The sequence below is a fragment of the Pseudomonas sp. 1L-E-NC-VB-C3 genome (genome assembly GCF_057291535.1).
Window position 1 is genome coordinate 47,822 of sequence record NZ_JBXAWD010000015.1, and the last position, 24,921, is coordinate 72,742.

Genomic DNA, 24,921 nt, shown 5'->3' on the forward strand with positions numbered 1-24,921 from the left:
CCCGATTTTTCACGGGCGAAAAAAAACCGGCGATCAACGCCGGCTCTTTTCTGTTGCGAATTACTTGATGAGGCTGAGGAATTCGCTACGGGTTGCCGCGTTTTCACGGAATTCACCGAGCATCACCGAAGTGATCATCGACGAATTCTGCTTTTCGACGCCGCGCATCATCATGCACATGTGCTTGGCTTCGATCACCACGGCCACGCCCAGCGCGCCGGTGACTTGCTGCACCGCATCGGCGATCTGGCGGCTGAGGTTTTCCTGAATCTGCAGGCGACGGGCGTACATATCGACGATCCGCGCAACCTTCGACAGGCCCAGCACTTTGCCGCTCGGGATATAGGCGACATGCGCCTTGCCGATGAACGGCAGCAAGTGGTGTTCGCACAACGAATACAGCTCGATGTCCTTGACCAGCACCATCTCGCTGTTGTCGGAGCTGAACAGGGCACCATTGGTGACCTCTTCGAGCGTCTGTGCATAACCGCGGCAGAGGTACTGCATGGCTTTGGCGGCACGCTTTGGCGTGTCGAGCAGGCCCTCGCGGGAGACGTCCTCGCCCAATTGGCCGAGAATCGCGGTGTAGTTCTGTTCCAGTGTCACAGGGGCTGATTCCATAAGGGTTTCAGAGGGGTACTGTTTCTGTCTGTACCAATTTTGTACCAATCAAGCTGTTTTCGAGCTTACCGAGTTCACCCCAGTCAGTGCTGGAATTGATCCATCGGGCGTAAGTCGATAGCAACATCTGAACGCTATGACCGAGCTGAGTGGCAATAAACGCAGGGTTCATACCCGCCATGAGGCACATGGTAGCGTATGTGTGTCGGCAGTTGTATTGCCGGCGGGCGCGAATCCCCAATTCGGTCAGTGCAGCCTGGAAGTGTTTGTCGGTCACGCTCGATTGTTGAATGAACTCGAAGTTCTTGGTTGGTGGGAATACGTAGGCTGATTCGGTGCGTTTGCGCCGGCTCTGCGAGGCACGTTGTTGCGCCACTAGCTCGGCTTGCTCGATAGCATGCAGTGCGCGACTGTTGAGCATGACCTGGCGCCCATTGCGGGTTTTGGTACGCTCCTCGATCTTGTAGTCCGCGACGATTCGACACACGTTGACCAGCCGCTTTTCCTTGTCGACCTCTTCCCAGCGCAGCGCCGCGATCTCACTGGGGCGCATGCCGGTGTAGAAGGCGAACTCAAAGTACGCCGCGTAGATCCGCATCGAATGGGTCAGCGTCTTATATAGGTGATCAATGATCTGGTTGGCCTCGCCAACCGTGAACGGATCGATGGGCTTTTTGGCTTTTACCGGTAGCTCGATAGACTCCACCGGGTTACGGTTGATCAGGCCATCTTTTACCGCGGTACCGAACACTGTGGTCAAGCGCTGGATCGCCGCGCGCTTCACACCCGGCGTAGGCCATTCGGTATTGGCCACAACCTTGCGCAGCATCACCGATGTGATGCTGTCGATGGGCAGCATTGCCAGATACGGCATCCAGTACAGATTGAGCGAGCCGAGGTAGTTCTTGCGTGTCCCGGCCACGATCTCGCGACTGTTGAGCCACTCTTGGGCGTACTCCCCGAAACGGGGAGTCGCCGAGTAGTTGGCATAGGTGGAGTTGGGGAACAGTTCAGCGTATCGCTGATCATCCAGCACGCCATGCTTGATCAGGCTGGTTACGTTAGCGCGTAGGTCGGCGGCAGCCTTAATCCCCTTCGGCGTTTGGGGATAGGGGAGGGTTTCGCAACGGCGTTGCCCGTTCCATGTGAAGCGAATGCGGACGGACTGTCCAGCAAATTCAACTCCGGTGGGCAATCCCATTGGCTCTCGAGCCATGCTTCGTATCTCCTCAGGCTATAGTAAATGCGGCTATCGATGGTGTTCCAGACACCTTTGGGAATGACGCCCCTAGCGCGCTTGCCTTGCAGCGCTCGGCGGGTGGTGCCGACCAATTCGGCCATCTTGTCTTCGGGAATCTTGTCCAAGTGATAGGTGGGTAGTGATGAATCGGCAGCTTCCTCAAGGTTCGTATCCCCCTCAGCAAGCTGCGCGGGCGGGCGTCCATGAGCGGTAAGCGCTGCAAGAGGAGTCGCTGCGCGGCGCGGCTTGTGTTGGTGGGGGGGGAAGTGGTTCGGCAGCGGCTTGAGGAGAAGCAGCAATGCCTGCTGCTGCGCAGCAGAGCCTGTTTTTGGAGTGTCGACACGAGTGTTGTCGCAGAACAAAGCGGTCGATAATTGCGCTCTTATTCGAGTCTGCTCGCCGCTTTGCTGTGAGATCCGATAGTGAGTCGGTCCAAAGTACGAAAGCGTGCCGTTCATGCTGCTTCTCCTTCACTTGCTGCGTGCAGACGGCAGGCCATGGCGAGAGCTCGTTCGCGCAAGTCTCTGGTTTCGCGTTCCAGTTTTTTTCCGGTACGGAGTGCGGCGAATGTCTCGGCTGCGATCCTGAGCTTCTCGGCGATATCCAGCAGTTTTTGACGCTCTAATTCGCCGAGGCGCGGATCCTGATCCTTTTGATTGCATCGCTGTACCAGGCGCTGATGGTCTGCCTGGGTGAAATCGAGCTTTGCTCGTAGTTCATGAATGGGCTTGGCGCTTTCGGCGCGCTGAATTTCGTCCCTTTCTTTCAGGCCTGCAAATTTGCCGTCGCAGTGGCCCATCTTGTAACCAGCCCAAATAAGTAGTCCGGCGAAAGCGATCAGGGTGATGAGTGCACCGATTTGTATTGGGGTAATCATGTGGTGTGCTCCGGGGATTGTCGTTGGCTGGTGGTGACAGCCGTCAGTGGTGTGGGGGCGGCATGGCGTTGGCCGTCCTGCTGTCGCTGCATGTCTTCATCAGCCTTGTAGGCGCGGATGTCGATCAGCGAGGCGACGTGACGGATGTGCGCGTACTTCAGGGCCTTGCGGCTGGTGTCCAGCGTAGTGATCGGAAGCTGGATCCGCCCGCTGTTGATCTCCGTCACGAACGACTGCTCGTTGAGGTTGCGAAAGTACTGCTCGCGGACTTTTTCCAGCGGGATCAGAACGTCACCGAAGATTCGGTAGAGCAGTTCAACGGTGGCTGATTCGGGCGCCGGATGCAGGCGAAGCGGATTCTGTGCAGCGTTACTCATGGCCTTGTCGAGCCTCCTTGCGTTGTTGTCGTGCCGGGTGGTTCCAGGCGTTAAGGCAGTGTCGTCTGGTCAGCTCGCGCAGATGTTCGGGCACTTCGAGGAGCGCTGCGTTGCGCTCCTCGCGTGTGCGCATGGCAACGATCTGGCGGGCGTACTCCCTAGGCCACGTCACGGCGATCTGCCGGGATGGCAGGGATCGATGTCCAATTGCTCTGCCAGCCAGTGAATGCCGGCTTGCATGACGCGGGTCGACTGGCTGTACTGCATTCCGCATTTTTCGTCATACCAGGGGCTGTCCTTGACCCGCAGGTAGGCTTTGTCGCGCTTCGGGTCCGCCGGCAGGTTTCCCTTGAGCAAACCTTTTTCCCGCATGAGAGCGATCAGTTTGGGGCGAGTGAGGCCGAGTTGTGTGGCTGCTTGGGCGAGGGTGCGTTCCATATCGTCCTCCTCATGCCGCGTGCGCAGCAGGAGTGGCCGCTGCAGCAAGGTGGTTGATGGACTCAATGAGCCTTGCGTAGATCTCGGCATCGGGGTCGTACAGGGTGAAGCAGCGCGTATGCGGACTCTTGTTGCCGATGCTCAAGATGGCGGTGACGCCGCGGCGTGTATGAGTGCGATGCAGCGCCACATGCAGGGGAAGTTCAAAACCCATGTCGAGGCTCAGCACGCCGCCGGTGTGCACCAGTTCGAACACGCGCTGCTTGTCCTGGACATCAAAACGGCCGTATTGACGATCGGCATGCGGGAGATGCACCAGATCGCTGGAGTTGCTCGTGTCGAACGGACCGTTGGCGATCTCTTCAATGAAGTCGGCCAGCTTGAGGTGCATCTTCTTGGCGTTTGGCAGGGTCAGAGTGTGGCGTTCGCTGCCCAGTTCGACGACAAAAGTGCTTTCCACGGTGCCGCGTTCAGCCTTCAGGCGGAATGCCAGGCATTCACGCTTCGGTGCTGTGCGCAGAATATGGTTGAAGGTCTCGGTCAGGTTGACCTGGGCGTTGAGCAACTGCAGGGTGCGGTTGTCGATCTTGTACTTGATCATGCCGCGTGCCCTCCACCGTTTGGATCGCTAGGAGAGGGCTGGCAGGACTTGGCGACAAGCTTGGGTTTGCTGTTATGAATGATGACCAGACAGCCCGTGATGAGCTGCAGCTGTTCGATCAGTTTGCGATTGCTGACGCATGCCGGATGGACATGCAAGGTTGCGGTGGTGCGCATAGGTATTGCCTCGCTCTGTGGTAAAGAGTGAGGCAAATATCACGTACTGTGCTTGTATGTGTCAACACATAATGTGATTAAAATAGCGCAGCACTGTGTAGAAAGCGTGATGACTTCAATATTCCGCCTACGAGATGTATTTCCTCCACCTCTTGTTCTGCAATGTGAAGAGTATCGTGATCGGTATTGACGCTATCCAACCGGTACATTCCGTCTCGGAGATAAATAAATTCTTTGATCATCGCTTTGCCGGAGGACGTTCGAACTATGACCTCGTCACCGCTACTGAAGCGTTTGTTCGGCTCTATAAGAACGAACTCGCCATTTTTTATGCGGGGCATCAGGCTATCGCCCATGACTCTTATGCCATAGGCATCTGGGTCATCGCTATGTATGTTTAGGTAGCCTTCACCTTGCCCTAGTGGCGGTTCTACCGTGTCGAAGTAGCCCTCATTCCCAAGCTGCGCGTTTGAAAGCACAGGCACCTTTCCATCCTTAGCCCAGCCTACAAGGCTGCTAACAGGTTGGTCTTTGTCTTTTGATCTTCCGTAGTCCCTCACAAGACGGTCTTCAGACCGAATCCGACCTTGAATGGCGTCTGAGTACGACTCAACGTCGGAACGATTTTTTCCTGCTACCAAGTCTGGAAAAGATACTCCCAGTGCTGTCGCTATCTTTTGCAAGTCGTGGAGATTGGGCTGGCGAGCCCCGTTCTCGTAATTACCTATACGTGACTGGGATTCCCAACCGCAAGCGAAGGCAAGGGCTTGTTGGCTCATGCCCTTGGCTTTGCGGTATTGCTTAATACGCTCGCCGAGTGTGTTCATGTGCTTTTTTTACCACGCTATGAAATTATTTATCATCACTTTGCGTGTTGAAATATCTACAATTCGTGATTAAGATGGCTCCGGCTAATTGGAGGGCATCATGAATCTGATCGCTGAACATCGAGAGAAGGCTGGGATCAAGCAAAAGGAACTCGTTGTAGCTCTTGAATGGACTCAGGCACGTATAAGCAATTACGAAGCAGGACGTCGAATCGCAGGGCTTACGGAGTGCAGAGCCATAGTCAGAGCGCTCAATAAGTTAGGAGCGCCGTGCAGTCTTGATGACGTATTTCCTCCGGAAATGGAAGAGTCTCAAGCCGCATAGAAAAAAGGCGACCCAAGGGTCGCCCAGTTTCTCCCGACAGCATCACCACAATGCTATCGGGTCGCGATGTCAGTAGGTGCGCACACCACATGCCGCCGACTTTCATCACGTTTCCAAGGCTCGGAAGCCTTGGTGTTGCTGCCGTTCTTACCACAGAGCTGGCAGCTGTTGCGCCAGGGGGGAACAACGGATTGTTCGCCCCGGCACGGTGCCGGTGTTGGTCTTACGAACCTAGCCGGCTTTGGGCCTCTCCAGACCACGCGGCAAATGTATCACCAACTTCTGTCGCGCGGCACTGGCAACTTTTAGGATTAATGCCATGAGCCGAATTGCTCTCAGTTCTCTGGAACGGGCGCAGCGGGAAATCCTGCCGCTCGATTTAGCGCTGTACCACGCCGCTCGCGATTACCCGGGCGGTGCCGCCGCCATCGCGGCGACGACCGGTCGTAACTCGACCACGCTGCAGCACAAACTGTCGCCGACCCACCCGAGTCACTCCATCAACATTCAGGAGTTTGGCGAGATCCTCGAACTGACCAAGGATCGCCGCATTCTAGATGCGGTGCATGCGCTGGTCGGCGACACGATCTGGCAGGAGCTAGCCGACACCTACACCAACGACATGCCCGAGACCCTCACTACGGGTATCGCCGAATACTTCCGCCAAGTCGCTGATCTGGCCGAGACCTGGGCCAAGAGCATCGGCGACGGTGTCGTCACCGATCAGGAACTCGCGGCGATTCGCCTGCAGGTGTTCCGGGGCATTCAAGGGCTGCTCGGGTTGTTCAACCGCGCCACCTACGTCAACCAGACGACGCGAGGTGCTGACCGTGGCTGACATCGCCGATTTCGCCAACGATCTGGTGCAGGAACGCATCGATCAGGCCATGGCGGCGCGCAGCGCTGCCAAAGCAGAGAGTGCTGCCCATTCCTTGCTGTTCTGTGAAGCGTGTGACGATCCGATTCCGGAAGCTCGTCGTTTGGCTCAGCCGGGTTGCTCTCAGTGCATCAGCTGCCAGTCCCTCTCTGAGCGGGGGATTCAGCATGCTCGATGAGGTATTGGGCCAATTCGCCGATTACGGTCTGGAGCCAGCGCAACCGCTGGTGTTCGGCAAGCTGACCCGCTGCAAGACATCGCAGGACAAGGGCAAGGAAAAGAACGGCTGGTACGTGGTTCACGAGCAGCGCTCGGAGAAGGGCGACACGCTGATCTTCGGCGCCTTCGGTGATTGGCGTTCGGGTGAGACGCAGAAGGTCAAGGTCAAGGCCGGTCGCATGTCGCCGGAAGAGCGCGAAGTGATGCGCGCTCGCCAGGAAGAAGCCAAGCGCCGCGCCGCCGAAATCGCGAGTAACGCTGCGCGGCGGGCCGCGAAAAGGGCGCAGGGTTTGTTTGAGCGCATGCCGACCACCGGGCGCAGCGAATACCTAGACCGCAAGCAGATCGTCGGTATCAAGGTGCGTTACGCGCCGCGCACCGGTGCGGTACTGGTCCCGATGAACAATGCTCGTGATCAGATCATGGGCCTGCAGGTGATCTTCCCGAACAAGCAGGAAGACACCGGCCGCGACAAATCCTACTGGCCTTACGGCATGGCGAAGGAGGGCACCTTCCACCTGCTTGGTCCGCACCCGGTACCGGGCGAACCGGTGCTGGTTTGTGAGGGTTACGCCACCGGCGCCAGCCTGCACATGGCGACCTCGCTCGCTGTGGCCGTAGCCTTCGATGCGGGCAACCTGTTGGCCGTGTGCAAGGTCATGCGCGAGCGCTTCGCCGGTTGCCCGCTGATCATCTGTCGCGATGATGACTGGAAGACCACCAAGCTCAACGGCGATGCGTGGAACCCGGGTGAAGAGAAGGCTAGCAACGCCGCGCTGATAGTCGGTGCCCAGGTCGTTGCGCCGATCTTCTCGATTGAACGTCACGACAAGTGGACCGACTTCAACGACCTGCACGTCGCCGAAGGTTTGGAGGCCGTGCGTCGTCAGGTGCTGGCCGTGGTCCGTCCACCCGCTGCCGGTGGCTGGAAAGATCAACTCGCCCGCAGCGAGAGCGGCGCCCTGATCGCGCACATGCAGAACGTCGAATTGATCCTCGCTCACGACGAACGCTGGGCCGGGGTGATCAGCTACTGCGCCTTCAGCTCGAAGATCGTCAAGCTGCGTGCTGCGCCTTATGGCGGTGGCACCGGCGAGTGGGCCGACATCGACGACGTGCGCGTGATGAAGTGGCTCGCGCAGCAGTACAACCTGCGCGTGAAGTCCTCGCACGTGATCGAGGCGGTGAGTGTGGTCGCACACGACCACGCCTTTCACCCGGTGCGTGAGTACCTGAAAAAACTCGAATGGGATCGTGTGCCGCGCCTAGAGCGTTGGTTGACGGATGTCATGGGGGTGAAGGAAACCGACTACACCTCCAAGGTCGGCAAACGCTGGCTGATCTCGGCCGTGGCACGGGTGATGAAACCCGGCTGCAAGGCGGACTCGGTAATGATCCTCGAAGGTGTGCAAGGCGCCGGTAAGTCCACCGCCATGAGCGTGCTCGGCGGTGAGTGGTTCATGGACACGCCGTTTGCCCTTGGCGACAAGGATGGCTTTCAGGCGATTCGCGGTAAGTGGATTGTCGAGCTCGGCGAGCTGGACAGCTTCAATAAGGCCGAGAGCACCAAGGCCAAGCAGTTCTTCTCGGCGTCGACCGACACCTACCGCGAAAGCTATGGCCGCAGAACCCTGGACGTGCCACGCCAGTGTGTCTTCGTCGGCACCACCAACCAGGACGAGTACCTCAAGGACGCCACCGGCAACCGCCGCTATTGGCCGGTCGCCTGTACCAAGGTCGACGTGCCGTTGCTGCGCGAGATCCGCGACCAGCTGTGGGCCGAAGCGGTTTTCTGCTTCGAGGCCGGCGACCTCTGGTGGGTCACGCGAGAGGAAGCGCCGATGTTCAGCGAGGAGCAGGACGAACGTTTTGTGGTGGACGAATGGGAGACGCCTATCCTGACCTGGCTCGAAGAGTCGCAGATCGGCGAGACCACCACCGGCAGCGAGGTAATGAGTCAAGCACTCAAGCTCGACCCAGGGCATTGGGGCAAGCCCGAGCAGATGCGCGTCGGCGCAATCCTGCACCGGCTCGGCTGGCGACGCTTCCGTCTGGGCGCGTTGAACAAGAGCGGTCAGCGGCCATGGGCGTACAAGAAGCCCGAGCACTGGGGCAGGGCGTCTGCGCTGCAACGGGACGAGTTCGAGGAGCCATGCTTCGATGATTAAGGCAATCGATATGGCCCTCAAACAATGGGCGCAGGAGCTGCACAGCGACGAGGTGGCTGCCGGTTACTCGGGCGGCAATATGGTCGCGATGATGATGGAGAGTGGTGGCCAGCTGGTGCGCGGTAGACGCGGGAGCCGGGTGCCGCTCGAGGCGTCTTTGGACATTGAGCGCATCGTCAAGAAACGCCTCGACCCCGAGCTGATGATGGTGGTGCAGGTGCATTACTTCCAGCCTGATGCGCCCTTGGCGGCACGTCTGACGCGCAGTGGCTGCACACGCAACGTTTACTACCAGCGCCTGCATGACGCCCACATCGTGGTCGAGCACTTCCTCCTGGGGGAAGCGGCTTGATCGTGGGCATCCCTCTGGCTCACACCGTCCCACCGGCCTGCCTCCGTCCCACTGCTTTTTGCAGTGGTGGGACGGGCGCAGGCCGCGTCGTTGTTGGGCTGTCCCACCGTCCCATCTTTTTCATGCCTCCCGCCCGTGTGTGCATAGCGGGTATAGGTACGCGCGTTTACGCGCACGCGTGCTTTTTTAAATTTCTTTCTATACACGAGAAAGAAGAGATAAAAGTAGGACGGTGGGGCAAAGCCCGAATCTGCGGGTCTTTCAGACGTCCCACCTTGTTTTGGAGAGGTGGGACGCATGGGACGGCGCTAAAACAGCAGAAGCAAAAGCCAGCCGGGTTGAGATATTCACCGACATTCGCCAGCCGTTCACCGGACGTAAGCTACACATTCACCGGATGGCATTAAACCGGTCTTGCTGCCACCAGAATCAACCTGTAAAAAGGGGCCATCTTCGATGGGTGCGACCGCAAAGCGCGGCAGGCCACCCACCACCTGACCCGGCCATGGCGCCGGGTCTTTTTGTTTAAGGGGCAGGGCCATGACGAACGAGCAACAGGCACTGGCAGAGATGCCGATCGGGTTGGTGATTGCCCTGTCATTGGTGGGCGGTGTGTCCGGCGAGATGTGGCGCGCTGACAAGGACGGAGCATGAGGTTGGGCGTTACTGCGCCGGCTAGCACTTCGCTCCGGTGCCTGCATCGTGTGCGGCGTGTCGGCGATGATGTTGCTGTTCGGTGCGGGCCTGTCGATCTGGACAGCGGGCGCCCTGGGTTGCCTGACCGCGATGGCCAGCGCCGATGTCGCCATCGGCTTGTACGAGCGCTGGGTGGCCAAGCGGCTGGACCTGAGCAAGGCCGAGCCGAAGGCATGAGCCGGGCAGGCCGGGTAGGGCGCCGATTTTTACGGGTCCTCCCTGAGGGCCGCCCCCTACACGGGTTATCGAACTCGCGGAATCTCTCTAGCTGAAACCCTTGCAGGGATGTCCGTCTTTCCAATTGGAAGACGGGTCTCAGCACTGATAACGATCACGGATGTGCTGGTTGTAGTAGGCGCCTTTGGACACCGCGGCCATCAAGCCGTTGTGTATGGCCGATGGGACGCCGCAGAAATCGTAAGAGTGACCCTGTTCAAAGCGGATCCTCATTCGTCTCGTTGCTGGGTCGTAGCCAACGGCGGTCATTGCGCTGGAACGCACGGCAATCATGTCCATGACATCTCTCCCTCTGACGGATCGTCCACTGATGCTAGTCGAGCGAGGCGGATCTGCAGCCAGGCCACCGAAAAGTCGCCGGGGACCCTGAGGACTTTCGAAGGACACGGGGTCGGAAACCCGCGGGATCGTGTTAGTGGGAGGTCTGCCAGCTTACTGAAATTTCAAACCACTGAAATCTTGAAAAGATTCATTGAAAAGCCGCTGAAAAGGAGGGCTTATGAGCACAGCTACCTACCTGTCAAAGAGCGCCTTCGCTGCGCACATCGGCCGATCACCGAGCTACATCACCTGGCTGAAAGAGAATGGCCGACTGGTCCTGTCGCCCAACGGCAAGCAGGTGGACGTGTTGGCCACTGAGGCGTTGATCCGCGAGACCTCCGACCCGAGCAAGGCTGCCGTCGCTGCTCGCCACCAACAGGATCGGCTTCAGCGTGACGTGTACAGACATGTCGCAGCTCAATCCGAGCCGACAAACATGGCTGCGCCGCCGCCCGCTGATCCTGCGCAAGGGCAGACTCCGGACTTTCAGAAAGCACGAGCGCATCGAGAGCATTATCTGGCGCGCATGGCAGAGATGGAGTTTCGCAAGGCGCAGGGGGAGTTGGTGGAGATCAGCTTTGTGCAGAAGGCCGCGTATGAGACGGCGCGTTCACTCAATCAATCGCTTATGAGCATGTCGCCGCAGTTGGCGCCTCAGCTCGCTGCGCTATCGGACGCATGGGAAGTAGAGCGACAGCTGACTGCTGCGCTGCGCCAACGACTTAACGAGGCAGCTCAAGTATCTAGCGACGACTTCGGATTTGCGCTGGATCAGTACTAACCGTTGAAATTCATCAATGGTCATTGGCTGACAGCATCGATCGGGGTGGCCTCCTTTCGGTTAAGAGTGGTAACCGCAACGCGATGCTAATTTCTGGATATGACTATTAAGCCATTGGCAACGTGCGGCTCCTACAGACGTGCGCAACGTGATTGCCACATCTAAATGCAGTACGAAAATTTCGACAGCGGCGGCGCTCTCGGCTAGTTTTCGAGATAATGGTATAGCGAAAGAATATAAGTTGTAGTGTGTTTAGCTGCTAAGAATAAACTTGCCTATGCCGAACGGTAACTTGATAGAAGCGACGTGAAATATGTCGCTCCCGTAAAGCGCAAAGTTGCGAAGGAGATGCGATGAGCATCGTTGACGACCTGAAGGGCCAGATCAGCAAGAACCGCATCATCTTCGATAAGGCAGAATTGAAGGATCAACTTCTAGGTGAAGATGTAACTGAGGAGTTGCAAGCTTTAGTTCACCATCTCTCTACCCTCGAAAAGCTTCGTCTCAGCTCTATCATTAGGGAGGAAGGGCATCACGGCTCTGGGCGGGCTTTCGATATCGGCAATGAGGAGATCGCAAGAACGATCCTGCCGAAGGTGGCGTCCGTCGCGGAAGTTACACGATGGAAGATCGACGAGATCATCTTTGACGCTAGCAAGGCGGATTCCAGTTATGACCGCAATAAGTGGAACTTCGACATTGGCGTAAAGCACAATTTTGATGATGCCACACTAAATGCACATAGTGACCATATCCATTTTTCTTTAAAAGCGCCGGCAAATCCGACTAAAACGAGGGCTCTGGTCCGCGCGCTGCGGCCACTGGGTCATGCATCAACCGCCACAGCAGCGCCACCAACAAGGGCGGGTGGGCTGATGCTGTTGGATTTCCGGACCTATCCTGATAACTACGTGATGCCTGCCGACTTCGCGATCGCTGGGGTCGGATTCGAATCCATCAGTGGTAATGGGCGACTAATGGTGAACAACACCGCCAATGATCGCGGCCTGCAGTTCGACGCGTCCGGATTGCGGGTTGTGTTGTGTCGACCAGTTAATGGATTGCTACTGAATGCCGGAGGCTTTGCAGGGGCTATCACTGTTACAGCACTAGATTCGTCAGGAGCTGTTATTCACCAGCAGGTGATCAAACCGGCGAACGTCTTGATACGCATCCTGTTGAATGCGCCAAATATGCGTACCCTAGAGTTCACTGGCGGCGGCGGGGAAGGGATTCTTGTGGAAATAGTCCTACCCGACTGAGTCTGCAATGTGCCAAGGGCGCTATACGTCCAGTACGACGCGGTTTGGGGCGAATTCGATGGTGGATCAACCAAACATAGTCTTTCTAATAGGGAGGAATATCCGAAGCAGTCTTCACACGCTATTTTCTGGAAAGAGCCTGTGCATTGATTTATACCTTGCCAGAACGATTGAGGTCACCTTCGGTTTTCCAGGATGCACTGAACCAATGTGCTCATGAGCAAGCTTAGTAAGACTTTTCTGGGGGGCGCGTTGCTCCAGTTGTTACAAGTTGAAGCCAAGAACATTCACTTCTAGTAGCAGAGTGGCGCATCTGGAGTTTAACTATATGTGTTGGTCATGCGGTTGTGGGTCGCGATGTCTACCCAGCGCGTTGTTAGTCTCGGGAAATTGGTAGTTCTTAAGTTGGCTGAGCACTGAACCAAGCAGAGCTTACGAAGCGCAACCGGATTTTTCGCATGGAGCATAGGGGAATGAATCATGTTCAGAGCATTCTGCGGTTCCGTGCTAACGGTCTGTCTGTGTAGTTGTGTGTGTTTTCCGACCGATTACGTTGTGCAGAAGGATGGGGAGGAAGTAGCGGTCTACAAGCCCGGTACGCTTTTCAAGCAAGTCGATAGAGCAAAAGAAGTGTGGATAAAAATCCCCATGGTTCGCGTCGAAGGTTGTTCGGATGGGAGGTTTGAATTCAATCATAGGCCTTCAAAAGTAAGCTGGTCTTTGAAGACTGAGTGGTTCGGGGAAACGACGGTCCGTTTTAGGCCTGAGGACTTAAAAGATATTGCTGCGAACAAGCGACCCCATACCCTTCTGCATGATGCTACTGCTACTAGCACTAATGGGTGTAGGTTGGTGCTCGGGCCGGATTCGTCTGCTATACCCAAAGCTGCCAGCTCAGAAATTAACTTTCCACGCCAGCTACTGGACATTCTTGTCGCCGAGCGCTTGCCCACCACCGCTACATCCTCATGGATTGACCAGTACGATTTCGATAAAACGACGCACTCGATCAATATCGTGCCCGGCATGCGCATCAGGATTAATCCTGAGCTGCCGCTCACCGCAGATTCGAGCAACGCGGCGGAGCCTCATCCTGGAGTCTTGGCGGCACCGATCTATCTAGAACTGGCTTCAGCCGGACCAGAAGATCCGGGTAGAGGCCAGTGGTCCAAGTTCTTGAAGTCCTTAGGGTTCAACCAACCGGACAGTGCGAGATTATTGGGAACACATCCGTCTTGGCGCTCCGTGAGCGGTTGGAACGATCTGGATTCGCAGGCCCGCTTCTGGCGTCTGTTCGTGCCCGATCGAATGAGCAAACCGGAAATTGTTACTCCGGTGGTGCCTTGCGACACGGATTGCGTCAATACGAGCTTGATCGATGTCCAGCCGCCGTTGCTCAAGGGAGATACACCAGAGCAACGCGAGCCAAGTTCTCCAAGAACCAAGTTGCAGGTAGCGAGTGCGCCCCTCATACAGGAAACATTTTGGAGTGACTTGGATGGATATCCTGGCTTCACTCTCGTTGGTTCAGCTACTAGGGCCAAGCTCGAAGAAATGCTTCGAACAATGGAAGGCAACATTGGAGCGCATGGCCCGAATTTGACGAAAGCATGTAATGGTGCTGTCGGAGCGGTCGATTGCATCGTATTTCGATACCGGGCCGTGATTTCCCTCGAGATCCCCGTACTTGTGAATAGGGAAATGGTCTGGATCGAACCCGGCACGACAGTATTCGATTTACTCCAGCATTTTTCCACTGGGCAGCTTCAAGGACACTTCAGCTCACCTTTGGCAGGAAAAGACAACGAACAGGATCGCAAGGATATCTTGGAGACTTTGATGAGGCTGCGTCGGGACCAGCATTGGGAAAGAGCCTCCAAGGATCTCACATTGAGGCGTCGGTTCGAAGGTGATCTCGTGCAGGTGAGTGCAACGTCCAAATCGAATGCGGCGTTGTTGGAAGTTGTTCTTCAGACGGGGGATGAAATCACATGGTCACGCTGACACGTCCACCTGGATCTGGAATCCACCAATCGTTTCCCGAAGTTGCTGCTCGCGCACGCTTTTGTTATTGGGCTAAAGATGCTGCAGCGACCCCCGTCACCCTCGCCAAAGCCTGGACTGACGGAGGCGTTTTTGTCATCGCGCCTGGAGATGAGGACGAGGCGGACATCTTGCAATTTGCTCGAAATATTTGGGATCTTTATGGCTTGGCAGGTTGCAAGCTTATAGCGTGGAAAAAAGGTCACCAATCCCCGCCGCCCTATCTGCGGTTCAATGTTGACTCGACTTTCCAAGATGGCAACTGGGGCTCGGGCTTACTTCAATACACCATAGGTACGAACGCTTCAGATAGGAAAAATCTGTTTCTGCTTCCTTCGAAGGGAGTCTCATTTTCAGGGCAGATAACCTCATCCGGCCTGCGTTTTGTATCGCCTGATGACAGCAAACCACCCTTCATCGTCATGATGGGTGGCTTTCCGATGGAGTTGGAGTGGCAGCGTCCTACAGGTCAATTGGCATCAGTCATGGAGCTGCTTGTCACGGACCAATCGGATGAGAGCGGCTCATGGCGATTTCAAGTCCGATCAACTGCAACGCGCAAGTTCCTGCGGGCATCGCCTCCGCTCATCAGGTACATGGATGCGAGGTTGGATATCCCGCCATATCCATGTTTCGACCTGGATGCGAGGGGAAGCGAATTGGAAAAGACTTCCCTTGCCGCGCTGGTCCATCCCTACGTGCTGGATAAATCTCATACACGCTTCACTCTGAGTAAGGACACAGCGCTCGCTTCGCATTTTCTCGATACCGCCGGCCGCCAGGTTGAGTTGTTGACGAGGACCAGCGCCTGTTTCCGACTCTTGCGAAATCCGCCAAATACGGGCTCCGAAATGCACATGAGCCCAGTTGGTGAGTTTGGCCTTGTCTTCAAAAAGACCCGTGGCGGTACCGTTAACGGGAAGGGTGCCGAGGTCATGGAAGTCATGACCGGATTGACCGGAACGGAATTTGTGCTGTTCGGCGACGGAAACAATGAGCTCCCCAGCAGTATACGATTTGTCACAGACTGTCCGGCGTTTCTGCCTTCAGGACAGTCGGAGCTTAACCGTGCCGCACTGACCGCCTGGGTGGTTCCCTGCGGCGACGGCGCTTCGTCGTACGACTATGTGTCCCAGTCGGAGGAGGCACCGCTGTTCGCGCTCAAGGATGTCAAAGATAACAGGAACATGCTGACGGGCTTGCGCGATGTGCCCGGCATGGAGTTCGATCCCGCACCGACCTCGGTAAGCCTGCTGGACCCTAAAGATCTACAAAAAAGCGCTGCGATGCCCTGGGTCCCAGTCCGCACGCTGAACACCGATGGTTTTGCGGCAACACGTAGTTTCGAAAAACGTGTTCTTGGCCGGACTCGTCGCAGGATTGCGGCGCTGGCCCGTGTTCCCCTACTGATGCTGCTGGCCGAAAGCGCTCCTCCGCTGAGATGGGTGGTCATGCCGCAGGGGTTTTCAGTAGCGCTAGATCCGTCCAACAAATGGAAGGAGGTGGTTTTTGCGGTTGCCGTGGGCGATCTCAAGGCGACCCTGACTTTGCACAGGCCGCAAAAGGATGGCTTGGATGTGGAGCGGTGGCCAATCGAGGAATCACTTGCTAGGTCTTCTACATTCCTAGTTGCCACGCGCTTTCCAGCGAGCATGCCAAGCCTGGACGGGAGCAATGGACCCGACACACCCTTCGAGGCGGAATTCGAAGTCGCCAAGTGGAAAGTCAAGGTGGATTTCGCTGGCAGCAAAGTGACGAGAGACCGTTTTGCGGAGCCCCTAGTGGTCATCAAGCTCGGTGGGGCCAAGTCAGTGGTCGATCTGATGTCTACCACCTCCAACTGGAGCCTTCCCGAAGTCTTCAATGCGACCCCTGCTGTTGCCGCCAAAGAACTGAAAAAATCTGTGGAAGGCATTAAGTTGCTGGCCGACGGCATCACGCCTCTTTTCGAGGGCGGCTTGCGTATCACGGATCAGGCGCGTGACTCATACGGGATCTTGCGCGAGAAACTCATGGACCCTGAATGGAACGGCGTGGTGGTGTTCAATGCCACGAGCGGGGTCAACGATCTGCCGGAAGATGTAGCGGTGCTCTCTGGGGGGCTGTCCGAGAAAGTGGAAACGGAGGGATTCTGGGTTCCATGTCTGGGCATTGACCTCGCAAAGGTTCAGGAGAGTTCCGGTGGCGCTCGTGCCGATGCACCAGTTCAGGCGCCTTCGGTTTTTGCTGGCATCCACTATTTCGATAAAGACGACCTTGAAACGGATGACCATGCGTTTGGTATGAAGCTCAAGAACTTGGATGTGACGCTCAACAACTCGGCGCTGCAGATGTTTGTGGCCAAGGCGCAATTGCGGGTCAGCACCTTGATGGGCGTCGAAGCGAGCAATACGTCCACCCAAGACGGTAAAAATCGGCTCATTCGCATTGAGGGCAGCTACCAAGGGAAGTCCCCCGAGGGCAAGCCACAGTATCTGATAAGGGCTCTGGGAGAGCAGACGGTCGCGATGCAGACTAAGGACGTGATCGACCGCATCCAGATCACGCGCCTCGAACTGGGCTCGCGAAAGGAGCAGGGTACCGTCCATGGCAGGATCGGCATGTGGGGAGAAATTACGTTCGGCTCATCTATAGAAGAAGCCACCGGCGCCAAATCGGTGAGTTTCGAGAACCTGTCCATCTCCATGGTCAAACCTAAGTACGAGGGCGCGTCGTTCAAGTTCGATGCGGGACATGTGGCGGTCGATTGGGAAAAACCAGCTAGTGGCCCGGGCTGGCTCAAGGAGTTTCCAATCAAACTTTCCGGTTTTCGCTGGGGTGGTGCGGACTTTGCGCTACCGTCAGGGTTGTGGCCAAAAGAAATGGAACTACCAGAGTTCGGCTTCGCCAAGTTCGATTTTAGCAAACTGATGCCCAGCCTGCCGACAGGCGTCGGATTCGACTTTGGGTTGGAGTTCGACATAGACCTGGGTAGCTTTGGCAGCATGACCGATGCAACCAGGTTGCTGCGGTCCAAGGTGTTGTTCGGGTGGCTTGGCTTCGGGCGCCGCGATTTTGGCGCATTCTCTATCGGGTTCAAGTTTGAGGGAGGCTCGGGGCCTCTGGACATCGGCATCCAGGGCGTCTTGAGGCTGCGGGCAAAAAAAGTCATTCTGCGGCAATACGCCAGTGGAAAGTTGCTGGGAATCGGCTTGATCGAGCCACAGCTCGACGCATTCGGCTACCAGATACCCGAAAACCCGGTCAACCTGGAGATGGCCGTGGTGATCGAGACCGGCTCTCCAAACAATATGCCGACATGGGTCGTCGCATTGGGCGACGGTGCGTCGGCGGGTCCTATCGAACTGGACTACCTGGCATTCGGACAAAACGTTCGGATGCTTGATCCCGGAAATCTTGCGAGCGTGCAGTCGGCCAGTGATGCGGTTACCAAATCTAAAGCCTGGCTGAAGGAGAAGTTCGAGACGGAGAGGCTTGACGAGCTGCGGCCCAAGGTGCCGTCGGGCAAATGGAATCTGGTGGCAAGCGGACAGATCAAGTCCAACGTCGCCGATTTCAAACTGGCTTTCCTAGACGATATCTCGGTTTACGGTCTGCGCGTGGACGCACCTATCCAGTCGTCCTGGATCGGCCTCGACATACTCTACAAGAAGATTGAGGACGACCTCGGCGTATTCTCTATCGAGGTCGACCTCAAGGGGCTACGCAACATTGAACTGGGTGTGGGTAGCTTGACGCTGCCCATGTTTGGATTCGAGAAGTATTCCAACGGCGACTGGGCTTTCAACTTCGGTTTCCTAGGTAACGACTTCAGCAAGGCCGGCACATTCCAGATGCTGCCGTTCTTGGGGTCGGCGTCGCTGAAGCTGGGGCAACTGTCCGGCCGCTCTAGCCAATTCCTGGCCGCCGGTGCGTCCAGCAAATTGCTTGAGCGATACAGAAGATTGGATCTACAGCCCGTCTACGAAATGCAAACCGCCTTTCGTTTCGGTTTCGGCAAGCAGATTCAGCAAGGCATCCTGTCCGCCGGTGCGTCTCTGACGATCTATGGAGTCTTCCAAGGCGCATTGGGGAAGGCGACAAGGTCGCAGTCGGCCGGCATGCAGTACATCAAGATCGCAGGTGCGGCGGGCATCTTGCTAGAAGTCTTCGGCGAAGTGAACTTTGCGGTGATCAGCGCAGCTGTCTGCATCCGCGCTTGGATCGAAACGGGTGTTATCGCCGAGACCTGGGAAGATATCGCGATCTATGCTGAAGTCGGTGTCAGCGTCTACGTGCGTTTCGTTGTCGCGCGTTTTCGGGTTTTTGGCAGAAGCATAGAGATCGCCATTCATTTTTCCTTCGCGACCAAGCTCAGGATCGGCACGACATTGCCGATGCGTATCGGGGGAGCCGATCCCGAGGCAATTAGCCTGGCTCTAGCGCAACCGGTCGAGACTTGGCCCGACCCGCTCAGTTGGATCCCGGAGAAGATCGGTCTCAACAAAAAGCTGTCCCTGCCCCTTATGGTCAGTCTGGACGCACATCTGGATGACGCGGGCCGGCCGGTGCTCAGTCCGGTGCTCGCTTTTGTCAATCCGTACCCTCAAGGCTTGCCCCCACTGCCTGGCGAGTCGGTCGCCGACCTAGTCATTGCTGCGTTCACGTGGGCGGTTCGCCTAAGTCTGGGGCTGGCCGGCGTCGATCCAGCCAAGGTCACGCAGGCCCAGCTGCGCCGTCTGCAGCGCCAGATGCGCAGCCCCGAAGGCCTGAGTGCGTCTCGCTGGCGCGTCAAGACGCTTACCGGCTCTATGAACCGAGCTCTCGATGAAGTCGAGATCCGCGATTTTTTCAACAAGAACGTGCAGTTCATATTGATGGTTTCCGACGACGCCAAGTCGCAACTGCTGAACCGAATACGTTCCGACAGCGATGCGCGGCTGCTCGCGGAAAACGTGATGCAGGGCATTCCGATGCCGTGGCTTAAGGAGTTGCGGTTGTCCGGTGATGGGGGCAAGCGCACTATCAGGGCCTTTGCGGATACCAAATACCTAGTGATCGATGAGGCGTGGGAGGCTACGGCCCGCGAGGCCGGCGTCAAAGGGCGGCCTGAGTTTGATGCGTTGGATCCTTCGCGAAATGCTGCGATCGCCGTTGGCGCACTCGCGAGCGTTCCCAGTGGAAAATTGCGGTCGCTGCTTGATGTGGTGCTGGAGGACTGGTTCGTCGCCATGGTGGAAGGTGCCATCCACAGAGCCATCGGCGTCTTCGACAGCGAGAAGACAGAGATAAAGGAATTGGACTTTCCCGTGCTGATCAAGGCATTGCGCACTGTGCCGGACGCCGCGGTAGCCTCGCCCGCTGTCGAGGTTGCACAGCACGCGGCCGCGGTGCTCGTTCACGCACAACGCTTGCCGGTGGCTGGCGGCTGGACCAGCCTTCCGTCCATGGCCGGGCTGGATGTGCCATTTGGGCCCGACGGCGTTCAGGAGACCGACACCGCGGTCTTCGTGGACTCGCAGGTTGCTTGGATTTCAGATTCCGTCACTGTGACTTTCGAAGCCGGCATCGATGGCCGCAAGGCGTTCGCGGCCCTTCAGGGCGCGTCGGCCGAAATCAAGACGGCTGGTGTGGAACTGACAATCGAGCAGACTCGGATGACCAGAACGAAAGAAGCAGCCTTCGTCGCAGCGTTGGGCTTGGCCAAGGATGATGGCAAAAAACGCCTTGGCGCGGTCTATGAAGTGCCGGGCGCGCTGCGGCAGCTACAAAAGCGCGAACCGGGCTCTCCGCCGACCAAGGCCTTGGCTTGGAAGTTCTCGGGTATGGGCTCGGAGGCCGACAAGCGCGATCTCATGAGCGAAGGACATGAACAACTGGACGCCAATGCGCTACCTATGAATGACTTGTTCGTTGGTGGCACCTTCAGATTCAAATTACGCCGCCTCTACCATCAGACGCCTACCGGTAATTCGGCCCCATCCGACGCGGCCCAGCAGCCTGGCTCCTTGCGCGGCATCTACGGCCTTGCCGGTGGCGGCGAATCTGCCAGGCTTGTTCTCAGTTCTTGGATGAACGAGCTATCGGATCTCGAGCCCCAGCAATTTGTCTTGCTATGGAACCCCGTGTGCGATGGGAAGGTGCCTGACCCGCGTGATCCGAAGGCCATGCACCGCCTCGTCGAGGACGGTGTGCGCTTCTTCGCGACCAATCTTTCGACCGAAGCCAATCCGGATGCGGCCGCGATGGTGAGAGGGGCGCGCGCGGACGCGTCGACGATCGCGGAGATTTCAAACACGGAAGCTGTCCGCGACTTTCTCTGGAAGGCCACGCTGGTCAACAGCGAAGGCTTTTATGTCCATGTCGACGCTGCACAATCGCCGCAACTGGTGGCGGAGATCGAGTCGCTGCTGGACAAAACCGGTTCGGTCGATCTCCCGCTGCTGTGGCTGCGGTCCGCATTTGAAAGCGGCAGTGGCCAAGGAAAGCTGCATCCATATGAGAGCTATCTATTCGTCAAAAGGGTGCTGCCCGAAAAGTCCACCGTGGTGGTGGAGATCGAAGGCCAGATGGAACTGGCCAACAGTGTGCCCCCGGGTTTTATCAAACTGTCGGTTCAGAGGGACAATCCCGCTGTCAACCCCGCCGCTAAGGCTCTCGGCGACGACGCTCGCGAGTTCTATTCGCGCTATGCTTTCCTCGAGTGGGGCATCAATGGAGACAAGTTTCCGACCATCATCACGCTGCAGCCGGATGAGAGTTCGCCGGCTCCGGTGGACGAACCCGAGGGGTTAGACAAGAGCCAAATCCTAGCGGTGCAGCAGCCACCAAAATTTGCGCACACACTTCTCTTGCCGCTGCTACAGCTGGCCAAGGTTAATCGCAATCCCGACGGTACTCTGAAGGATTCGCAAGCGCGCAACCCGTTTGCTGCCATCGGTGTAGATATACAGCGGGATGCCAGTTTCTGCCTGCGCGATGAAAGCGGACATCGCTTTCCCTTTGAGGTGCGGCTGAATTTCCCTTCTGCGATTCGGCAGTTGTATTCCGATTCGCTCCAACGCTTGGATGCCTACCCCGGCGTCGCGTTGAAATGGAGCGCTTCGGCAAGCGGCGCGGCTTGTAGCCTGAGACTGTCGCTGACTTGGTCCATGAAGCTAGACGAGCTGAAAAAGCTGCCGGAAGACCGCCGTGCCGGCTTGGTCAAGCAGTTTGTACGCCTTGGCTGGGTGGTGCGCGGACCCGCAACTAAGGTCTTTGGCCGCGCGATGCTAGGCTCTCATGAGCTGGTGCTCGACACATCGCCCAAGGACCTGGCAGGTGACATCGCCCAGTTTGCAGCGAAGGTGGCAAGTCTGTTGCAGGCGCCTCCCACTGACTCGAGGGACTCCGAGGTCAACATGCCGCCCTTGGTTGCGACCTTCGAGATGAAACCCGCCGAGTTCAAGCGTGTTCTGCAGGATGGCGCGGACGTCCAGCTTTTCCGTGTGGAAGTCGTGATCGAGCGTGACCCCTTGTATTGCGATGATGATCTCGTCAAGCATGATGCGACTATCCAGATCAGTACCAGCGCCGCGTTGCCGGACGTTAAAGAAGGTACTCGTCAGCAGTGGGCTGATTTCGCAAATAACTTTGAAGCCGCCGTCAAGGACGGCAACCAACCGGCCGCACTGTTGTTGCTGCTGCAGGACAGCACCTCAGACCAAAGCTGCTGGTTAACGCAGCCGGCGTCCTTGACGAACCCATTGGGTGCGAAACGTGCCATTCTTTCTTACGCACCAAAACCCCTTGCCATGGAGTTCGCCACTGGTGAGGCGCGCCTACTAGGTCCCGACGGATTGCCGCCAGTCACGCTCCAAACCAAGCCGGTCAATGAGGTGGATCTCGACGAGATGGCACACCGAAGTCTGGATGTGATGGAGGCCATCCTCGCACCCGCCGTTGCTGCCCGTATGTGCATTGCATCACCGGTCAGCTTCGACCGTATCGTCCGGGCCAAAAAGCGCATCGCGCAATGGTTCTCGCAACAGCTGCGTCCTATCGAAAAGGCCAACTCGCAAGCGGTGTGTCCCGATGTCGTCAAGACGAAGTTCGCCAACATGGCGCTGGCGGACTTGCGCCACGTCTACCGCATTGGCGCAGTTTGCGATCTACAGCGTGTTGACGTGAATGGGACGGAGCCCGCCTCCAAGGTCTACGGGGATTTGGAGTTGCTCAACCCCATCTCAGACGCTTTCGAGTTCACAAAATTCCGCCTGCCAACACGCGATGCGGCATCCGCTCCGCTGGTTGTCTTCTGGAAAGGATCGCGGCGGATTGCCAGCGTTGAGGGCTCCCAGCTGAATTTCGCGCCGCGTTATATTGAAGTCAAATGGACTGAGGGCAATGGTGGCATCGGCGACTACATCCCGTCACGCTGGTTCGAATTGTTGAGCGCAATGGCCACGCAGCCTAGACCCATCCAACTGGCCGACGGCGTCAGCATTCCATTGCCGCTGCGCCAGCTTCCCAAGCCTGCCCATATTTATGGGCAGGATGGTACTGCAACACATGGTGCACCCAAGACCTTGACTCAAGCCAGAGCTTGGAAGTATCGGTTGAACTGTGCGGTTCCGGGCGAAGAGCAGGATAAGGTCACTTTCTCGGTCCACTACCAGGCTGGCCCAGCGATGACTCTTTTCAGAACCTCCAGCCGGAATCTTTTCGACGTGTTGGTGACTTTCGAACACTACTCGGCCTTATTGGCATCCAGCATGTCGCAAGTGCAGAAATGGGACATCGCTACCGCGGCCGATGCTCCCGTCGAGGAATGCGAGCGACTAGCCAATTTTGTGGAAGACCTTGCGAGAGGATTTGAAGAGCATGTTCATTATGTGTCTGTGAAAAAGCTGAGTGAACCTCAGGTTGATATTTTCACCTCTTCCATCGTACGTGTGCAGCAGATGTATGGCTTGGCCAGCGACGGCCGTGCCCAGCGGGACCGCATTGGGTTTTGCACCAAGATGGCGGCGGACGGAAACCCCAAACGCACGGCGATGGTTGAGCTCGTCGATTCGACCCGGTTGCTCGTCGGTGGGATACCCGCGGACGTGAAAGCCCAATCCAGTGCTCCCATCGTGGGGCCGGCTATCGGGAAGGAGGGTTACAGTGAATACTATGCGAGTGAAGAAGCCGTCACCGGCCTGGCCGGTTTGTCGGGCAGGCGTCTCACGCTGGATGGACTGGATCTGTTCCTCCATGCAACCGTGGTCCCAGAGATCTTCACCAAGCGCAACGAGAAGCTGGGCAAGGTGCTGGTGTCGAAGGAATTTGTCTACACCACAAGCGTGTCGAGCAGCACGCGCCTGGTTCCAAAGCTCCGTGCCGCGGGTCGTATCGCGCTTGCGGGACGCAAGACCCTGAAAGAGCACTTCTCGGCCATGGCTGCGGAGCTGTTCGACGGGGCGGTGCAGCCTTTGTCGGTTGACGCGGTCGCTAAGCTGCGTACTCCTTTTCGAGAGGGACAGCCAGAGCAGTACACCTATCCCGTTGGGGCGATGAAGGGATGCAGTGCCCGCCCTGGCGAGTGGACAGCTCTCTTTGAACAATGGTCCGCGCCGGTGCAGGTGGAGGTGTCCGCCAAAAGTCAAGATGCAACACCTTCGGGCGTCGCAATCGAAATTACGGTCTACGCGGAAGTTTACGCGGGCAGCCTGCCAGTGTTAACCGTTAAGGAAGTCTGGATACCTTGGGCCTTGATCGTGCCTGCTGCCCCCATGTTTGGGAGTATGCCGCCGGCGGTGGCTCACCCGCAGGATCTTGCAGCGCTGCTGTACGCCTTGACCAAGGATCTTCGTTCTTCTCAAAAAGGAGGAGAAGCTTTTATATCGGCTGTGAGAGCTCAGATTGCTTCTCTTGTTCAAGCGAACGTTCCTTCGATGAACTTGCTCACAGTAGGGCCGCTTCCAACTGGGGATGAACTAAAAGATGAACGTTTGAAATCTGTATGGGTGGATTGCGTTGACGTGGCAGCTAACGCTAGGGCATTTGCCGATCGCCTTATCGAGCAAGCAGCTTTCTGGTCGCTCGAACCAGTGAATTTAGGCAGAAAAGGATATCTTCCCGCTCATGCGTGGACAGGCATTGAAAGCATGAAGTTCAAGGCCACGGACTTGCACGTCCAGCAGCAAGGCAAAACTCTTCAGTACAATCCGCCGGGCGAAGCCGATGGGCAAGAGGGGGACATTGCTCTGTTTATCGTATATTCCGACGCGGAAGTGAAATCACCTGGATGACTCGCAGATTTCCCGTCGCGATCAACGATTGCCAACTGCTGATTGGCTGGTTCATTAAGGTAATGATCCAGTGGACCGTAGAGCGAGTAGCGTCCGCACATGGCCGAGGCTGTGTAAAAAAATGGCTTAGCGAACAGTTACGGGCAGCCATAAAATCCTGCAAAGTATCAGCTATAGCAGCCTAAGACTCAATGCTTCACCCATCCAAGAGAGAACTATGAAGGGCTGGC

The 24,921-nt window shown here is 57.0% G+C and carries 18 protein-coding genes and 2 pseudogenes; 10 read left to right on the forward strand and 10 right to left on the reverse strand.

Going from position 1 to position 24,921, the window contains the following annotated elements; all coding sequences use genetic code 11:
• Positions 1-60: 60 nt before the first annotated feature.
• The 9 genes and pseudogenes from folE to AC0Z5Z_RS22155 form a co-directional block, all read right to left on the reverse strand.
• Positions 61-606 carry a GTP cyclohydrolase I FolE gene (folE, locus tag AC0Z5Z_RS22115; protein WP_205970537.1) on the reverse strand — a complete coding sequence of 182 codons (546 nt, stop codon included), beginning with the start codon at positions 604-606 and terminating at the stop codon, positions 61-63.
• Between the two features lie 22 nt (positions 607-628).
• Entirely contained in the window at positions 629-1,777 is a 1,149-nt protein-coding gene (locus tag AC0Z5Z_RS22120) for a tyrosine-type recombinase/integrase (RefSeq protein WP_485611667.1), read from the reverse strand.
• Positions 1,678-2,319 carry a hypothetical protein gene (locus AC0Z5Z_RS22125; RefSeq protein WP_485611637.1) on the reverse strand — a complete coding sequence of 214 codons (642 nt, stop codon included), beginning with the start codon at positions 2,317-2,319 and terminating at the stop codon, positions 1,678-1,680. The genes AC0Z5Z_RS22120 and AC0Z5Z_RS22125 overlap by 100 nt, the downstream gene beginning before the upstream one ends.
• Positions 2,316-2,738, reverse strand: coding sequence for a hypothetical protein (locus tag AC0Z5Z_RS22130; protein ID WP_485611638.1), 423 nt, complete (start codon positions 2,736-2,738; stop codon positions 2,316-2,318). Before AC0Z5Z_RS22130 ends, AC0Z5Z_RS22125 begins: the two co-directional genes overlap by 4 nt.
• Positions 2,735-3,115: a pyocin activator PrtN family protein gene (locus AC0Z5Z_RS22135; protein ID WP_485611639.1), complete on the reverse strand. Its 381-nt coding sequence runs from the start codon at positions 3,113-3,115 to the stop codon at positions 2,735-2,737. Before AC0Z5Z_RS22135 ends, AC0Z5Z_RS22130 begins: the two co-directional genes overlap by 4 nt.
• 158 nt (positions 3,116-3,273) lie before the next feature.
• Positions 3,274-3,553, reverse strand: a pseudogene (locus AC0Z5Z_RS22140) (phage antirepressor KilAC domain-containing protein).
• Positions 3,554-3,563: 10 nt separating this feature from the next.
• Entirely contained in the window at positions 3,564-4,154 is a 591-nt protein-coding gene (locus tag AC0Z5Z_RS22145) for a hypothetical protein (protein WP_485611640.1), read from the reverse strand.
• Positions 4,151-4,330 (reverse strand): hypothetical protein, encoded by a 180-nt coding sequence (locus AC0Z5Z_RS22150; RefSeq protein WP_485611641.1) that lies wholly within the window; start codon positions 4,328-4,330, stop codon positions 4,151-4,153. Before AC0Z5Z_RS22150 ends, AC0Z5Z_RS22145 begins: the two co-directional genes overlap by 4 nt.
• Before the next feature lie 77 nt (positions 4,331-4,407).
• Positions 4,408-5,157, reverse strand: coding sequence for an XRE family transcriptional regulator (locus AC0Z5Z_RS22155; protein WP_485611642.1), 750 nt, complete (start codon positions 5,155-5,157; stop codon positions 4,408-4,410).
• A gap of 100 nt (positions 5,158-5,257) precedes the next feature.
• Between AC0Z5Z_RS22155 and AC0Z5Z_RS22160 the strand changes: the two genes are divergently transcribed.
• From AC0Z5Z_RS22160 to AC0Z5Z_RS22185, 6 genes and pseudogenes are all read left to right on the forward strand, one after another.
• Positions 5,258-5,482 (forward strand): helix-turn-helix transcriptional regulator, encoded by a 225-nt coding sequence (locus AC0Z5Z_RS22160; protein WP_485611643.1) that lies wholly within the window; start codon positions 5,258-5,260, stop codon positions 5,480-5,482.
• Positions 5,483-5,801: 319 nt separating this feature from the next.
• Positions 5,802-6,320, forward strand: a complete 519-nt coding sequence (locus tag AC0Z5Z_RS22165) for a phage regulatory CII family protein (protein WP_108224732.1) — start codon at positions 5,802-5,804, stop codon at positions 6,318-6,320.
• Positions 6,313-6,537, forward strand: a complete 225-nt coding sequence (locus AC0Z5Z_RS22170) for a TraR/DksA family transcriptional regulator (protein WP_008080171.1) — start codon at positions 6,313-6,315, stop codon at positions 6,535-6,537. The genes AC0Z5Z_RS22165 and AC0Z5Z_RS22170 overlap by 8 nt, the downstream gene beginning before the upstream one ends.
• The gene (locus AC0Z5Z_RS22175; RefSeq protein WP_485611644.1) at positions 6,527-8,746 is read left to right on the forward strand and encodes a VapE domain-containing protein; all 2,220 of its coding nucleotides are present in this window, start codon (positions 6,527-6,529) and stop codon (positions 8,744-8,746) included. The genes AC0Z5Z_RS22170 and AC0Z5Z_RS22175 overlap by 11 nt, the downstream gene beginning before the upstream one ends.
• A complete protein-coding gene (locus AC0Z5Z_RS22180; RefSeq protein ID WP_485611645.1) occupies positions 8,739-9,098 on the forward strand; it encodes a PA0613 family protein in 360 nt (119 codons plus the stop codon). Before AC0Z5Z_RS22175 ends, AC0Z5Z_RS22180 begins: the two co-directional genes overlap by 8 nt.
• Positions 9,099-9,638: 540 nt before the next feature.
• Positions 9,639-9,971, forward strand: a pseudogene (locus tag AC0Z5Z_RS22185) (phage holin family protein).
• Between the two features lie 138 nt (positions 9,972-10,109).
• On the opposite strand, the gene AC0Z5Z_RS22190 reads toward AC0Z5Z_RS22185, so the two are convergent.
• On the reverse strand, positions 10,110-10,310 hold the full coding sequence (locus AC0Z5Z_RS22190; RefSeq protein ID WP_145598464.1) for a KTSC domain-containing protein: 201 nt from the start codon (positions 10,308-10,310) through the stop codon (positions 10,110-10,112).
• Between the two features lie 220 nt (positions 10,311-10,530).
• Between AC0Z5Z_RS22190 and AC0Z5Z_RS22195 the strand changes: the two genes are divergently transcribed.
• From AC0Z5Z_RS22195 to AC0Z5Z_RS22210, 4 genes are all read left to right on the forward strand, one after another.
• A complete protein-coding gene (locus AC0Z5Z_RS22195; RefSeq protein ID WP_485611646.1) occupies positions 10,531-11,133 on the forward strand; it encodes a terminase small subunit in 603 nt (200 codons plus the stop codon).
• A 353-nt stretch (positions 11,134-11,486) separates the two neighbouring features.
• Complete coding sequence (locus AC0Z5Z_RS22200; protein WP_485611647.1) at positions 11,487-12,395, forward strand: hypothetical protein; 909 nt, start codon at positions 11,487-11,489, stop codon at positions 12,393-12,395.
• A 480-nt stretch (positions 12,396-12,875) separates the two neighbouring features.
• Positions 12,876-14,399, forward strand: coding sequence for a hypothetical protein (locus tag AC0Z5Z_RS22205; protein ID WP_485611648.1), 1,524 nt, complete (start codon positions 12,876-12,878; stop codon positions 14,397-14,399).
• Positions 14,387-24,691 (forward strand): hypothetical protein, encoded by a 10,305-nt coding sequence (locus AC0Z5Z_RS22210; protein WP_485611649.1) that lies wholly within the window; start codon positions 14,387-14,389, stop codon positions 24,689-24,691. The genes AC0Z5Z_RS22205 and AC0Z5Z_RS22210 overlap by 13 nt, the downstream gene beginning before the upstream one ends.
• Positions 24,692-24,921: the final 230 nt, after the last annotated feature.